Raw genomic sequence first — 13078 nt, forward strand, 5'->3', positions numbered from 1 at the left:
GTTTCCCGGCCCTGCGGCCGGGTCGTTCCCGTTGTCGTATCTCAGCTCTGGTTGAAGAATCCGCCCTCAGCGATCCGGGCCTTGTCCTCCGCCGTGACATCGACGTTAGCAGGAGACAACAGGAACACCTTCTGCGTAACCCTTTCAATGCTGCCATGCAGGCCGAACACGAGTCCCGCCGCAAAGTCGACAAGTCGCTTTGCGTCCGTGTCATCCATCTCGGTGAGGTTCATGATCACCGGGGTGCCCTCCCGGAAGTGTTCCCCGATGGTACGGGCCTCGTTGTAGGTCCGCGGATGCAGCGTGGTGATGCGGTACGGCTCCCGCTCGGAGACGACCTTGGGCATGATCACGGGTGCGTTCTTCTCCAGGCTCGGGCGTTCAGGTGTGATGGATGCCACGGGCGCGATTCGCGCCGGGCGCCCACTGTCGACGGGAAGGGGTACCGGCTCGCGCTGGACGGGCGGCGCCACCACCCGCACCGGCTCCTCCCGCTCCACCTGATGCGGGGGCTGGTGCCGCCGGTGCTCACGCTCCGGCTCCGGCTCGGGTTCGAAGTCGTCGTCGGGATCGAATCCCCTGCCGTCGTACCCATCGTCCTCCACGAGGCCGAGGTAGACCGCCATCTTGCGCATCGCGCCGGCCATTCTCTGAGTCCTCCGCTCTGTGGTGGATCGGCCTCGTCACCAAGTGCCCGCGATCCACTCGGTCTGCCCGCTTTGGGCGGGAATGACCATATTTTCTACTGTGGTCCGACTTGCTTCGCGACGTTACCCGAGCCGGGGTCGGACTCCGAGCACCGCAGTGCCGACGCGCACATGTGTCGCTCCGGCCGCCACGGCCTGTTCGAGGTCCGCACTCATCCCTGCTGACACCATGTTCGCAGCAGGATGGTCCGCGCGCAGGCTTGACGAGAATTCCATCAGCCGCTCGAACGCGGCCTGTTGCCGCCCCGCGTACGGCCCTGCGAGCGGCGCGACGGTCATCAGTCCGCCGAGCCTCAGTCCGGGCGACCGCGCGATCCCCGCGGCCAATTCCTCGATGCCGCCGGGCGCTACGCCTCCGCGCTCCCCGCGCAGCCCCGACTCCGCGTCGAGCGCCACCTGGATCAGGCACGTCAGTTCACGCTCCGCACGCGCCGCCGCTGCGGACAGCGACGAAACGAGCTTGAGGCGGTCGACAGACTGCACAATATCGGCATAACTCGCTACAGATCTGACCTTGTTGGTCTGCAACTGACCGACGAAGTGCCAGATGAGATCCAGATCCGTGCACGCCGCCGCCTTCGGGGCGGCGTCCTGGTCCCGGTTCTCCGCCACATGGCGAACTCCCAGCTCGTGGAGGAGACGCACATCCTCGGCGGGATAGGTCTTGGTGACCACGATCAGGGTCACCTCTTCCCGCTTGCGGCCCGCGGCCGCGCACGCGGAGGCGATACGTTCCTCCACCGCTGCCAGGTTCCCGGCGAGTTCGGTTCTGCGGTCGGTCATGACTCTTCCAGCCAGATGTATCCGGCGAGCCGCCCGGTCGTGCGGTCGCGGCGGTACGAGTAGTGGTCAAGCGATTCCAGTGTGCACACCGGCGACTGCTGCCTGTCGCGCACCCCGAGCGCTTCGAGCTGGGCATGGACCCCGGCGGTGACATCGACAGCGGGGGTGCCCCAGCTGGTCTCGGACCAGGCGGCGGGTTCGACCGCGGCCACCTGTGCCCGCATCTGCTCGGGCACTTCGTAACAGCGACCGCAGACGGCCGGTCCGGTGCGGGCGATGATCCGTTCCGGATCGGCGCCGAGCGATTTCATCGCGTCGACCGTCGCCGGGACGATGCCCGCGACCATTCCGGGGCGGCCCGCGTGCGCCGCGCCCACCACCCCGGCGACCGGGTCGGCCAGCAGTACGGGAGTGCAGTCCGCGGTGAGCACGGCGAGGGCGAGCCCGCGCCGCGCGGTGACGGTTGCGTCCACGGGCGGCACGGCCGGGGTGGTCCATGGTCCGTCCACCTCGGCGACGTCCTTGCCGTGGACCTGGTTCATCCACACGACGTGTGCCGGATCGAGTCCCAGCGACTTCGCGGCGATCGCGCGGTTGGTCAGCACCGCCTCCGGATCGTCGCCGACCGCGCCGCCGAGGTTGAGCTCCTCGTACGGAACGGCGCTCACCCCGCCCCACCGGTCGGTGAAGGCGAAGTGCGCGCCGCTCTCGTGTATCGCGTCGTGGTGCACTGTCACTTCAGGAAGTCCGGGACATCCAGCTCTTCGGCGTGGGTGTCGTACGGACGGGCCGAGGGAACCTGCGGCGACGCGGCCGGAGAGCCGTAGTCGCCCGCCACCGGTGCCGGCTCGGCCTGGGCGACGGGCTCGTCACGTACCGGCACGGTTCCCAGGCCGCCCGAGGCACGCGAGCTGTCGGTCCGGGCCGGGCTCGCCGGCTCCTCGCGCTTGGCCGACGCGGAGCCGATCACGTTCTCCCGGCGGGTCGGCGGCTGTCCGCCGTCGAAGCCGGCGGCGATCACCGTGACCCGGACCTCGTCGCCGAGCGCGTCGTCGATGACCGCGCCGAAGATGATGTTCGCCTCGGGGTGGGCGGCCTCGCTCACCAGCTGGGCGGCCTCGTTGATCTCGAACAGGCCGAGGTCCGAGCCGCCGGAGATGGACAGCAGCACACCACGGGCACCGTCGATGGACGCCTCCAGCAGCGGCGAGGAGATCGCCATCTCGGCGGCGGCCACCGCCCGGTCGTCGCCGCGGGCCGAGCCGATACCCATGAGCGCCGATCCGGCCTCGGACATCACGGACTTGACGTCGGCGAAGTCGAGGTTGATCAGACCGGGGGTGGTGATGAGGTCGGTAATGCCCTGGACGCCCGACAGCAGCACCTGGTCCGCGGACTTGAACGCGTCCAGCACGCTCACCTGACGGTCGGAGATGGACAGCAGCCGGTCGTTGGGGATGACGATGAGGGTGTCGACCTCTTCGCGGAGCTCTGCGATGCCGTCCTCCGCCTGGTTCGCGCGCCTGCGGCCCTCGAAGGTGAACGGCCGGGTGACCACGCCGATCGTCAGGGCACCCAGCGAGCGGGCGATGTTGGCGACGACGGGAGCGCCGCCGGTGCCGGTGCCGCCGCCCTCGCCGGCGGTGACGAAGACCATGTCGGCCCCCTTGAGGACCTCCTCGATCTCCTCGCGGTGATCCTCTGCCGCCTTACGACCGACTGCCGGATTGGCTCCGGCACCGAGGCCCCGGGTGAGTTCACGGCCGACGTCGAGCTTCACGTCGGCGTCGCTCATCAACAGCGCTTGCGCGTCCGTGTTGATCGCGATGAACTCGACACCCTTGAGACCGACCTCGATCATTCGGTTGATGGCATTGACACCACCGCCGCCGACACCGATGACCTTGATGACTGCGAGGTAGTTCTGCGGTGCTGCCACGTCGAAGGCCTCTCGCCTCGAGTTACGTGTCGCCGCCTCGCGGGGCTGCGCTGCGACGACTGATGTCGAATGGGGACGGCCCGACCAACCTGGCTGCCGACCCGAACCCTAACGCTGAAGTTTAGGGTTACCAGTGTGACTGTTCCCTGGACTCTTCCGAACAGGACACTAAGTCGACAAGTGGCGCACGTTCAACGAACACGCCGAACCTCCCGTTTTTCTTTTCACCCTATGTGATCACGCACAGCAATGACCAACCAGGGTGTTAACCAGCGCAGATGTGCGTCAACTCCCGGCCACGGACGGGGCAGTGGGGGCCGTCACGTCGAAGTGCCGGGCCTTGGGCTCGGCTTTCATCAGCGCGGTCAGTGCACGGGCCTTCGCCTCACCCTCCTCGGAACTGCCCCAGACAACGGTGCGACCACCGGTCAACTCCAGGAAGATGGCGTCGTACGAGCGCACGGTCACGGTGCGGGTGTCGGCGGCGACCTGCGGGGGAAGTCCCGCGCGGACCCGGACCGCCTCGGCCACCAGCCGGTCGGTTCCGAACCGCCGCAGACTCGGGGACCCATCTGCCGCCAGTTCGAGCAGCGGAACGTTCTTCGGTGCCGCGCCGGTGTCCACGGTCGCGAACCGCACGCCCTTCACGTCCACTTCGGCGAACTTTGTGCCCATTCTCAGCAGCAGAACCGGCTTGCGCTCGGCCACTTTCAGACTGATCCCGTGCGGCCATGACCGCGTGACGTCCGCCGAGTCGATACGGGGCAGTTTGTGCCGCAGCCGGGCCTCAATGGCGTCCGTGTCGACGGAAATCAGCGGGGTCCCGATCGGCACCGCCGCCGCCTTCTCCACCTCGCGCACGCTCAGTACGTCGGTGCCGGTGGTCCGCACCCGCTCCGCGCGCAGCCACGCGGAGCCGTAGAGCACCCAGATCCCGCCCGCGACAAGCACGGTGGCGGCGAGGGCGATCAGCAGGGAACGCGGCCCCGGTAGGCGCGACCGGCCGTCCGCAGCCCCTCTGCGGGGCGGGCGGGCCGATCCGTCCGTGCCGTTCGGGGATTTCCGTGCACCGCGCTCGGCGGTGGTCGGTCCGGCCACGCTCCCCTGCCTTCTCACGCCTGCCGGCGTGCCGCAATCGCCTCGTACACCATTCCGACAAGCAGATCATCGGCATCCCTGCGGCCGAACTCGGCGGCCGCGCGGGACATCTCGTACAACCGGTGCGGATCGGCGAGTACCGGAAGCACATTGCCCTGGACCCACGCGGGGGTCAGTTCGGCGTCGTCGACCAGCAGTCCGCCACCGGCCTTCACCACCGGCTGGGCGTTGAGCCGCTGTTCGCCGTTGCCGATCGGCAGCGGCACATACGCGGCGGGCAGCCCCACGGCTGAGAGTTCGGCGACGGTCATCGCGCCCGCGCGGCAGAGCATCATGTCGGCAGCCGCGTACGCGAGATCCATCCGGTCCACGTACGGTACCGGGACATAGGGCGGCATGCCGGGCATGTTGTCCACGCGCGGCAGTTCGTTCTTCGGGCCGACCGCGTGCAGGATCTGGATGCCGGACTGCTGGAGCACCGGGGCGATCTGCTGGATGACCTCGTTGAGCCGGCGCGCCCCCTGCGAGCCGCCGGAGACCAGCAGCGTCGGCAGGTTGGGGTCGAGCCCGAAGGCCGCGCGCGCCTCGGGACGCGCCCGGGCACGGTCCAGCGTCGCGATGGAATGGCGCAGCGGGATGCCGATGTAGCGGGCACCTCGCAGCTTGATGTCGGGCGTGGCGACGGCGACCCCCGCGGCGTACCGCGACCCGATCTTGTTGGCAAGACCGGGGCGGGCGTTGGCCTCGTGGACGACGATCGGCACACCGAGGCGCTTGGCGGCCAGATAGCCGGGCAGGGCGACATAGCCGCCGAAGCCGACGACGCAGTCCGCCTTGGTGCGCTCCAGGATCTGCTCGGCGGCCTTGATGGTGCCGCGCAGCCGCCCGGGGACGGTGATCAGCTCAGGGGTGGGCTTGCGCGGCAGCGGAACGGCGGGGATGAGCGCCAACTCGTAGCCCCGCTCGGGTACGAGCCTGGTCTCGAGCCCGCGCTCCGTGCCGAGGGCCGTGATGCCCACGCTCGGGTCCTGCCTGCGCAGGGCGTCCGCGAGGGCGAGCGCTGGCTCGATGTGGCCGGCGGTCCCCCCACCGGCGAGTACGACATGCACCGAAATTCACCGCTCTCCGGACGGACGCTTCTTGACGCGCCGTCTCATCGTCTTCCATCTCACCCCGGGCCTCCGCATGGCCAGGGCCGCTTTCGCAGCGGGATCCTCTCGCGCGAAGGCGATCAGCAGCCCGACGGCGAACATCGTCGGCAGCAGGGCCGATCCTCCGTAGGAGAACAGCGGCAGCGGGACACCGGCGATCGGCAGCAGGCCGAGCACCGCACCGATGTTGACCACGGCCTGGGCCGTGATCCACGTGGTCACACCTCCCGCTGCGTACCTCACGAAGGGGTCCTCCGTGCGTCCGGCCACGCGGATACCCGCATAGCCTAGAGCCGCGAACAGGGCGAGCACCGACAGCGTCCCCGCCAGCCCCAGTTCCTCCCCGGCGATGGCGAAGATGAAATCGGTGTGCGGTTCGGGAAGTTGACCCCATTTTTCCACACTTGCACCGAGACCGGAACCGAACCATCCGCCGGAGGCAAGAGCATAGATGCCGTGCACGGCCTGCCAGCACTCGCCTTTGGGACCGAGGTCGATGGCGCCGACACAGAAGAGCCGGGACATCCGGTTCTCGTTGGTCCTGATGAGCACAAGGCCGACCAGTCCGGCGACGGCGAGCACACCGGCGAACAGGCGCGTGGGGGCACCGGCCAGCCACAGCAGGCCGAAGAGGATCGCGGTGAGAATGATCGCAGTGCCCATGTCCCCGCCGAGCATGATCAGACCGAGCAGCAGGAACGCGACCGGGACGAGCGGCACCAGCATGTGCTTCCACTGGGTCAGCAGCCGCTTGTCCTGCTTGCGGGCGAGCAGATCCGCGCCCCACAGGATCAGTGCCAGTTTTCCGAACTCGCTGGGCTGGAGCTGGAAAGGGCCACCGAGGTAGAGCCAGTTCTGGTTGCCGTTGACGGAATGCCCTATCCCCGGGACCTGGACCAGCACCATCAGGAAGACGGCGCCCATCAGGAGGGGGTAGGACAGGGCGCGGTGCAGTTTGAGGGGCATGCGGGAGGCCAGCAGCAGCAGCCCGGCGCCGATGGCGGCGGCCAGGAACTGCTTGCGGAAGAAGTACGTGGCGGGCAGCGAGAGCTCGAGCGCCTTGATGATCGAGGCGGAGTAGACCATCACCAGGCCCAGCACGGTGATCAGCATGCTGCTGCCGAGGATGACGTAGTAGGCGGTCAGCGGACGGTCCCAGGCCCGCCGCGCCTGCTCGAACAGCCGGCGGGCCCCGCTGATGCGCGGCGGGCGGGGCAGGCCGGTCCTGCGGCCGCTGCCGCCGGGGGCGGCGGGCGGCCGCGGCACGGCTGCCCCGGTACCCCTGCCGCGCAGAGCGAGGCCGGGCGGGCCGGCGAGTGCGGGTACCGGCAGGACTGCGAGAGCGAGGGTGCTTCCGAGCGCCCGCGACGCCCTGGCAGGCCACTGGGGGAGACGTCCTGGACGAGCAGGCGCCGCGTGACCGGTCGGGACGGCGCCACCGGCAGTGGGGGACGTGGCGGGCACGGCGGAAGCGCGGGTGCCGGCGCGTACGGTCCCGGCCGCTGCCCCGAGAGCCTTCCGGGCACCCCCGAGCCCCCATGCCCGCAGGCGCCGCGCGGTCGCCGGGAGCACGCCGCCCGCGGTCGGTACGGCGCCGCCGGCGGTGGTGGCTGCCGCCCGGGCCCGGGCGAGGTCCCCGGGAGCCGCGCCGCGGACCCTGCGGGTGGCGGGCGCCGCGGCTCCCGCCGCCGCGTCCGGTGCCCCGGGAGGGCACGTCCCGGACCGGGACGGGTCGGGCGATGCGGCGGTGTCGTTCTCGGCCGGCATGGTCGCTGTCCCCTCCAGTCGTGCCTGGCGCGGGCGGAGGTCGGGCCGTCAGGCGCGCTCGGCGGCGAGGGCGCGCACCGCTTCCGCGAACGCCTCGCCTCGCGTGTTGTAGTTGGCGAACATGTCCATCGAGGCGCAGGCCGGGGCCAGCAGAACCGTGTCTCCCGGCCGGGCGAGCAGCGCCGCTTCCCGTACCGCCGCGGACATCGCCCCAGTGTCGGTCCGGTCGAGGTCGACGACCGGGACCTCGGGGGCGTGTCGCGCGAGGGCTTCACGGATGAGAGCGCGGTCCGCCCCGATCAGTACGACGCCGCGCAGGCGCTTCGCCGACCTCTCGACGGTCTCGTCGAAGGTCGCCCCCTTGGCAAGTCCCCCCGCGATCCACACGATCGGGTCGTACGCCGCCAGGGAGGCTTCCGCGGCATGGGTGTTGGTGGCCTTGGAGTCGTCGATGTACGTGACTCCCTCGACCTCGGCGACGCGCTCGATGCGGTGTGCGTCGGGGCGGAAGGCGCGCAGTCCGTCACGTACCGCCGCCGGTGCGACGCCGAACGCACGCGCCAGCGCCGCCGCCGCGAGGGCGTTGGCGATGTTGTGCGGGGCGGGCGGGTCGACGTCGGTGACCTCGGCGAGCTCCTGCGCCTGCTTCTGACGGTTCTCGACGAACGCACGGTCCACCAGGATCCCGTCGACGACGCCCAGTTGGGAGGGGCCCGGCGTGCCGAGGGTGAAGCCGACGGCCCGGCATCCCTCCTCGACATCGGCCTCGCGCACCAGGTCCTCGGTGGCGGGGTCCGCGACGTTGTAGACGCAGGCGACCGTGTTGCCCTCGTAGATCCGGCCCTTGTCGGCGGCGTACGCCTGCATGGAGCCGTGCCAGTCCAGGTGGTCCGGCGCGAGGTTGAGCACGGCGGCCGAGTGGGCGCGCAGCGAGGGCGCCCAGTGCAGCTGGTAGCTGGAGAGTTCGACGGCGAGGACGTCGTACTTCTCGTCGCCCATGACCACATCGACGATCGGGGTGCCGATGTTGCCGATGGCGGCGGTGCGCAGCCCCGCGGCCGACAGGATCGAGGCGAGCATCCGCGTCGTCGTCGTCTTGCCGTTGGTGCCGGTGATCGCGAGCCAGGGGGCGGCGTCCGGGCCGCGCAGCCTCCAGGCGATCTCGACGTCGCCGACCACGTCGACGCCCGCCTCTGCGGCTGCGGCGAAGAGCGGGCTCGACGGCTTCCAGCCGGGCGAGGTGACGACGAGGTCGGTGCCCTCGGGCAGGGTCTCGGCGTCGCCGAGGCGGACGCTGATACCCAGTTCGGCCAGTTCGGCGGCGCGCGTGCGGTGCGTCTCGCTGTCGCCGCCGTCCACGACGGTGACCACGGAGCCGAGACCGGCCAGGGCGCGGGCGGCGCTGATGCCGCTCACACCGAGCCCCGCCACGGTGATCCGCTTGCCCTGCCAGTCCCGGTTGCTCACTTGTCGGCTGCCCATCCTGCGTAGAAGAGGCCCAGTCCCACGATCACGCACATGCCCTGGATGATCCAGAAGCGGACCACCACGAGCACCTCGGACCACCCCTTGAGTTCGAAGTGGTGCTGGAGCGGCGCCATCCGGAAGACCCGCTTGCCGGTCATACGGAACGAACCGACCTGGATCACCACGGACATGGTGATCAGGACGAACAGTCCGCCGAGGAGGGCGAGCAGGAGCTCGGTGCGCGAGCAGATCGCGAGTCCGGCGAGCGCACCGCCCAGCGCCAGCGAACCGGTGTCGCCCATGAAGATCTTGGCGGGTGAGGTGTTCCACCACAGGAAGCCGAAGCAGGCACCCATGAGCGCGGACGCGACGACCGCCAGGTCGAGCGGGTCGCGCACCTCGAAACAGGCGTTGGGGTTGGTGAGGGTCTCCGCGTTGGCGCAGGACTCCTGGAACTGCCACAGCCCGATGAAGGTGTATGCGCCGAAGACCATCACCGACGCGCCGGTGGCCAGGCCGTCCAGACCGTCTGTCAGGTTCACGCCGTTCGACATGGCGAGAATCATGAACAGCGCCCAGATCACGAACAGCACGGGGCCGATCGACCAGCCGAAGTCCGTGATGAACGACAGCTTGGTGGAGGCGGGGGTTTGGTGGCGGCTGTCGGCGAACTGCAACGACAGCACGGCGAAGGCGATACCGACGATCAGCTGGCCGGCCATCTTCGCCTTGGCCCGCAGACCGAGCGACCGCTGCTTGACGATCTTGATGTAGTCGTCCAGGAAGCCGACGAGGCCCATGCCCGTCATCAGGAAGAGCACCAGCACACCCGAGAAGGTCGGGTCCTCACCGGTGATGACCTTGGCGAGCGCGTATGCGACGAGCGTGGCCAGGATGAAGGAGATGCCGCCCATGGTGGGCGTGCCCTTCTTGCTGCCGTGGCTGCGCGGGCCGTCGTCGCGGATGAACTGCCCGTATCCCTTGCGGGCCAGGAGCTTGATCAGCAGCGGGGTACCGATCAGGGTCAGGAAGAGACCGATGGCTCCCGCGAACAGGATCTGCCTCATCGGACGGCACCCTCACCCTCGAGCAGAGCCTCGGCAACCCGCTCCAGGCCCACCGACCTGGAAGCCTTCACCAGCACGACGTCTCCCGGGCGCAACTCACTGCGCAACAGGTCGACCGCCGCCCGCGCGTCGGACACGTGCACCGACTCCTCACCCCACGAACCCTCGTTGTAAGCGCCCAGCTGCAACCAGGCCGCTTCCCTGCCCCCGACCGCAATGAGCTTGCTGACGTTGAGCCGGACGGCAAGCCGTCCGACCGCGTCGTGCTCGGCGAGCGCCTCGTCCCCCAGCTCGGCCATCTGGCCCAGCACCGCCCATGTACGACGCCCCTTGCCCATCGCGGCCAGCGCGCGCAGCGCGGCGCGCATGGACTCGGGGTTCGCGTTGTAGGCGTCGTTGACGACCGTCACGCCGTCCGGACGCTCGGTGACCTCCATACGCCAGCGGGAGAGGGTGCCCGCCTCGGAGAGCGCACGGGCGATCTCATCGACGGGCATGCCCACCTCATGGGCGACGGCGGCCGCGGCGAGCGCGTTCGACACGTGGTGCTCACCGTACAGCCGCATGGTCACGTCACTGCACCCGGTGGGTGTGTGGAGCGTGAAGGCAGGCTGTCCGAGCTCCGTGAGCCGGACATTCTCGGCGCGTACGGCCGCCTCGGCGGACTCTCCGAAGAGCACCACACGGGCCTTGGTACGCGACTGCATGGCCCGCACCAGCGGATCGTCGGCATTGAGCACGGCGACACCGTCGGCCGGCAGTGACTCGACCAGCTCACCCTTGGCCTCGGCGATCTGCTCCCGTCCGCCGAACTCGCCGATGTGGGCGGTGCCGACATTGAGCACCAGGCCGATCCGCGGCGGCACGAGACTGGTCAGATAGCGGATGTCACCGATGTAGCGGGCGCCCATCTCCAGGACGAGGTGCCGGGTGTCCTTGCCGGCCCGCAGCGCGGTGAGCGGGAGTCCGATCTCGTTGTTCAGATTGCCGGCCGGGTAGACCGTGGGGCCCTTGCGCTCGAGGAGCTGGGCGATCAGGTCCTTGGTGCTGGTCTTTCCGGCCGAGCCGGTGAGCGCGACGGTGGTGGTGCCCAGGCGTTCGACGACGGTGCGGGCGAGTGCGCCGAGGGCGGCGGTGACGTCGGGCACCACGATCGCGGCGACACCGACAGGGCGGGTGGCCAGCACGGCCGCCGCGCCTGCGGCGATCGCGCGCTCGGCGTAGTCGTGGCCGTCGACACGCTCGCCGGCGAAGGCGGCGAAGAGACTGCCGGGCTGTACGGCCCGGGAGTCGATGACGACGGGGCCGGTGATCCGCGTGTCCGGATCCGGTATGTCGTACGACTGCCCGCCGACGATTTCGGCGATCTCGGCGAGGGTAAGGGCGATCACTGGGTCATCCCTGACTGTTCTCGTGCTGATGGGCGCAATTCTCCGGACGCTCAAGGCCGCGGACAGCCGCGCTCTCGATGGCTGCGCGAAGGACCTGGCGGTCGTCGAACGGGCGGACGACTCCGGCGATGTCCTGGCCCTGCTCATGGCCCTTGCCGGCGACCAGCACGGTGTCGTCGGGCCGGGCGCGGGCGACGGCCGCGGCGATGGCGGCCGCCCGGTCGGCCTCGACCAGCACATCGCCGCGCTCGTGGATCGGCACCTCGGCGGCTCCGGCCAGCATGGCGGCGAGGATCGCGAGGGGGTCCTCGGAGCGCGGGTTGTCGGAGGTCAGTACGGCGGTGTCGGCCAACCGTGCGGCGGCGGCGCCCATCGGCCCGCGCTTGGTCGTGTCCCGGTCACCGCCGCAGCCCAGCACGATGTGCAGCTTGCCCTTGGTGACCTTGCGCAGCGAGCGCAGGACCGATTCGACGGCGTCTGTCTTGTGGGCGTAGTCGACGACCGCGAGGTACGGCTGGCCCGCGTCGACGCGCTCCAGGCGGCCCGGCACACCGGGTACGACGGCGATGCCGTCGGCGGCGGTCTGCGCATCGATCCCGGCGGCGGCGAGGGTGACGACGGCGGCCAGCGTGTTGGCGACGTTGAAAGGGCCGGGCAGCGGCGCCTGGGCGCGCACCCGCTCGCCGTTCGGCCCGATGACGGTGAAGGTGGAGCCGACCGCTGTGATGTCGACGTTCTCGGCGCGCCAGTCGGCGTCCGGGTGGCCCTCGGCGGAGAACGTGGTGACCGGGACGGACGCCTGCGTGACCAGCCTTCGGCCGTACTCGTCGTCGAGGTTGACGACCGCGGCCCTGCTGCGCAGCGGCGTGAACAGCTGCGCCTTCGCCTGGAAGTAGTCCTCCATGTCGGAGTGGAATTCCATGTGCTCGGGGCTGAGGTTGTTGAAGACGGCGATGTCGAAGACGCAGCCGTCGACCCGGCCGAGCACCAGGGCGTGGCTGGAGACCTCCATGGCGACCGACTCGACGCCGCGTTCGCGCATGACGGCGAACAGAGCCTGGAGGTCGGTGGCTTCGGGGGTGGTGCGCTCGGACTTGATGCGCTCGTCGCCGATCCGCATCTCGACCGTGCCGATCAGGCCGGTGGCGTGGCCGGCCGCCCTGAGGCCGCCCTCGATGAGGTACGCCGTGGTGGTCTTGCCCGAGGTGCCGGTGATGCCGATCTGGAGCAGGCCCTCGCCGGGGCTGCCGTAGATCCGGGCGGCGAGTTCGCCCATCCGGCCGCGTGGGTTCTCGGTGACCAGGACCGGCAGGCCGGTGGCCGCGGCGCGCTCGGCGCCGGCCGGGTCGGTGAGGATCGCGGCGGCGCCGAGGTCGGCGGCCTGGGCGGTGAAGTCCGCGCCGTGGAGGCGGGCGCCGGGGAGGGCGGCATACACATCACCGGGGCGTACCGCCCGCGAGTCGTGGGTGATGCCGGTGACCGCACCGGAACCGGGCGGCTCGACCCCCAGCAGGTCGGCCAGCTCCCCGAGGGGGATCGGGCGGACCCTGGCCGGACGGGGTGGGGCGGTTCGGTACTGATCAGCGTGCGACACGGCGGTGAGCGTACCGGGCGCACCGGGCCCGGGGGAAAAAGAGGGGGTCTGGGCAGGGTGGTCGCCGGGTCGGTTCCCGGAGTCGGAGGTGATCGAAGTCACTGGGGGCTCCTG

General features: G+C 70.2%; 11 protein-coding genes. All 11 read right to left on the minus strand.

The features are described from left to right. Positions 1-41: 41 nt before the first annotated feature. The gene (locus ACFYWI_RS06380) at positions 42-647 is read right to left on the minus strand and encodes a cell division protein SepF (protein ID WP_389225977.1); all 606 of its coding nucleotides are present in this window, start codon (positions 645-647) and stop codon (positions 42-44) included. 123 nt (positions 648-770) lie between these two features. Then, positions 771-1490: a YggS family pyridoxal phosphate-dependent enzyme gene (locus ACFYWI_RS06385; RefSeq protein ID WP_389225980.1), complete on the minus strand. Its 720-nt coding sequence runs from the start codon at positions 1488-1490 to the stop codon at positions 771-773. Beyond that, a complete protein-coding gene (gene pgeF / locus ACFYWI_RS06390) occupies positions 1487-2227 on the minus strand; it encodes a peptidoglycan editing factor PgeF (RefSeq protein WP_389225983.1) in 741 nt (246 codons plus the stop codon). The genes ACFYWI_RS06385 and pgeF overlap by 4 nt, the downstream gene beginning before the upstream one ends. Then, on the minus strand, positions 2224-3429 hold the full coding sequence (gene ftsZ, locus ACFYWI_RS06395) for a cell division protein FtsZ (RefSeq protein WP_389225985.1): 1206 nt from the start codon (positions 3427-3429) through the stop codon (positions 2224-2226). Before ftsZ ends, pgeF begins: the two co-directional genes overlap by 4 nt. 285 nt (positions 3430-3714) lie before the next feature. Then, a complete protein-coding gene (locus ACFYWI_RS06400) occupies positions 3715-4527 on the minus strand; it encodes a cell division protein FtsQ/DivIB (protein WP_389225987.1) in 813 nt (270 codons plus the stop codon). A gap of 14 nt (positions 4528-4541) precedes the next feature. Further along, positions 4542-5636, minus strand: a complete 1095-nt coding sequence (gene murG, locus ACFYWI_RS06405) for an undecaprenyldiphospho-muramoylpentapeptide beta-N-acetylglucosaminyltransferase (protein ID WP_389225989.1) — start codon at positions 5634-5636, stop codon at positions 4542-4544. A 6-nt stretch (positions 5637-5642) separates the two neighbouring features. Beyond that, a complete protein-coding gene (gene ftsW / locus ACFYWI_RS06410) occupies positions 5643-7010 on the minus strand; it encodes a putative lipid II flippase FtsW (protein WP_389226323.1) in 1368 nt (455 codons plus the stop codon). Positions 7011-7493: 483 nt separating this feature from the next. Then, positions 7494-8927, minus strand: a complete 1434-nt coding sequence (gene murD, locus ACFYWI_RS06415; RefSeq protein WP_389225991.1) for a UDP-N-acetylmuramoyl-L-alanine--D-glutamate ligase — start codon at positions 8925-8927, stop codon at positions 7494-7496. Next, complete coding sequence (gene mraY, locus ACFYWI_RS06420) at positions 8909-9979, minus strand: phospho-N-acetylmuramoyl-pentapeptide-transferase (protein ID WP_389225994.1); 1071 nt, start codon at positions 9977-9979, stop codon at positions 8909-8911. The genes murD and mraY overlap by 19 nt, the downstream gene beginning before the upstream one ends. Further along, on the minus strand, positions 9976-11370 hold the full coding sequence (gene murF, locus ACFYWI_RS06425) for a UDP-N-acetylmuramoyl-tripeptide--D-alanyl-D-alanine ligase (protein ID WP_389225996.1): 1395 nt from the start codon (positions 11368-11370) through the stop codon (positions 9976-9978). The genes mraY and murF overlap by 4 nt, the downstream gene beginning before the upstream one ends. Positions 11371-11374: 4 nt before the next feature. Then, positions 11375-13066 carry a UDP-N-acetylmuramoyl-L-alanyl-D-glutamate--2,6-diaminopimelate ligase gene (locus tag ACFYWI_RS06430; RefSeq protein ID WP_389225998.1) on the minus strand — a complete coding sequence of 564 codons (1692 nt, stop codon included), beginning with the start codon at positions 13064-13066 and terminating at the stop codon, positions 11375-11377. Positions 13067-13078 lie beyond the last annotated feature (12 nt).

Origin of the sequence: Streptomyces sp. NPDC002889 (assembly GCF_042888425.1) — a bacterium.
Lineage (GTDB): Bacteria > Actinomycetota > Actinomycetes > Streptomycetales > Streptomycetaceae > Streptomyces.

Excerpts from the sequence above, each read along its gene's own strand:
- ACFYWI_RS06380 (WP_389225977.1), bottom strand. The coding sequence starts at position 647 with ATGGCCGGCGCGATGCGCAAGATGGCGGTCTACCTCGGCCTCGTGGAG.
- ACFYWI_RS06385 (WP_389225980.1), bottom strand. The coding sequence starts at position 1,490 with ATGACCGACCGCAGAACCGAACTCGCCGGGAACCTGGCAGCGGTGGAG.
- murD (WP_389225991.1), bottom strand. The coding sequence starts at position 8,927 with ATGGGCAGCCGACAAGTGAGCAACCGGGACTGGCAGGGCAAGCGGATC.
- mraY (WP_389225994.1), bottom strand. The coding sequence starts at position 9,979 with ATGAGGCAGATCCTGTTCGCGGGAGCCATCGGTCTCTTCCTGACCCTG.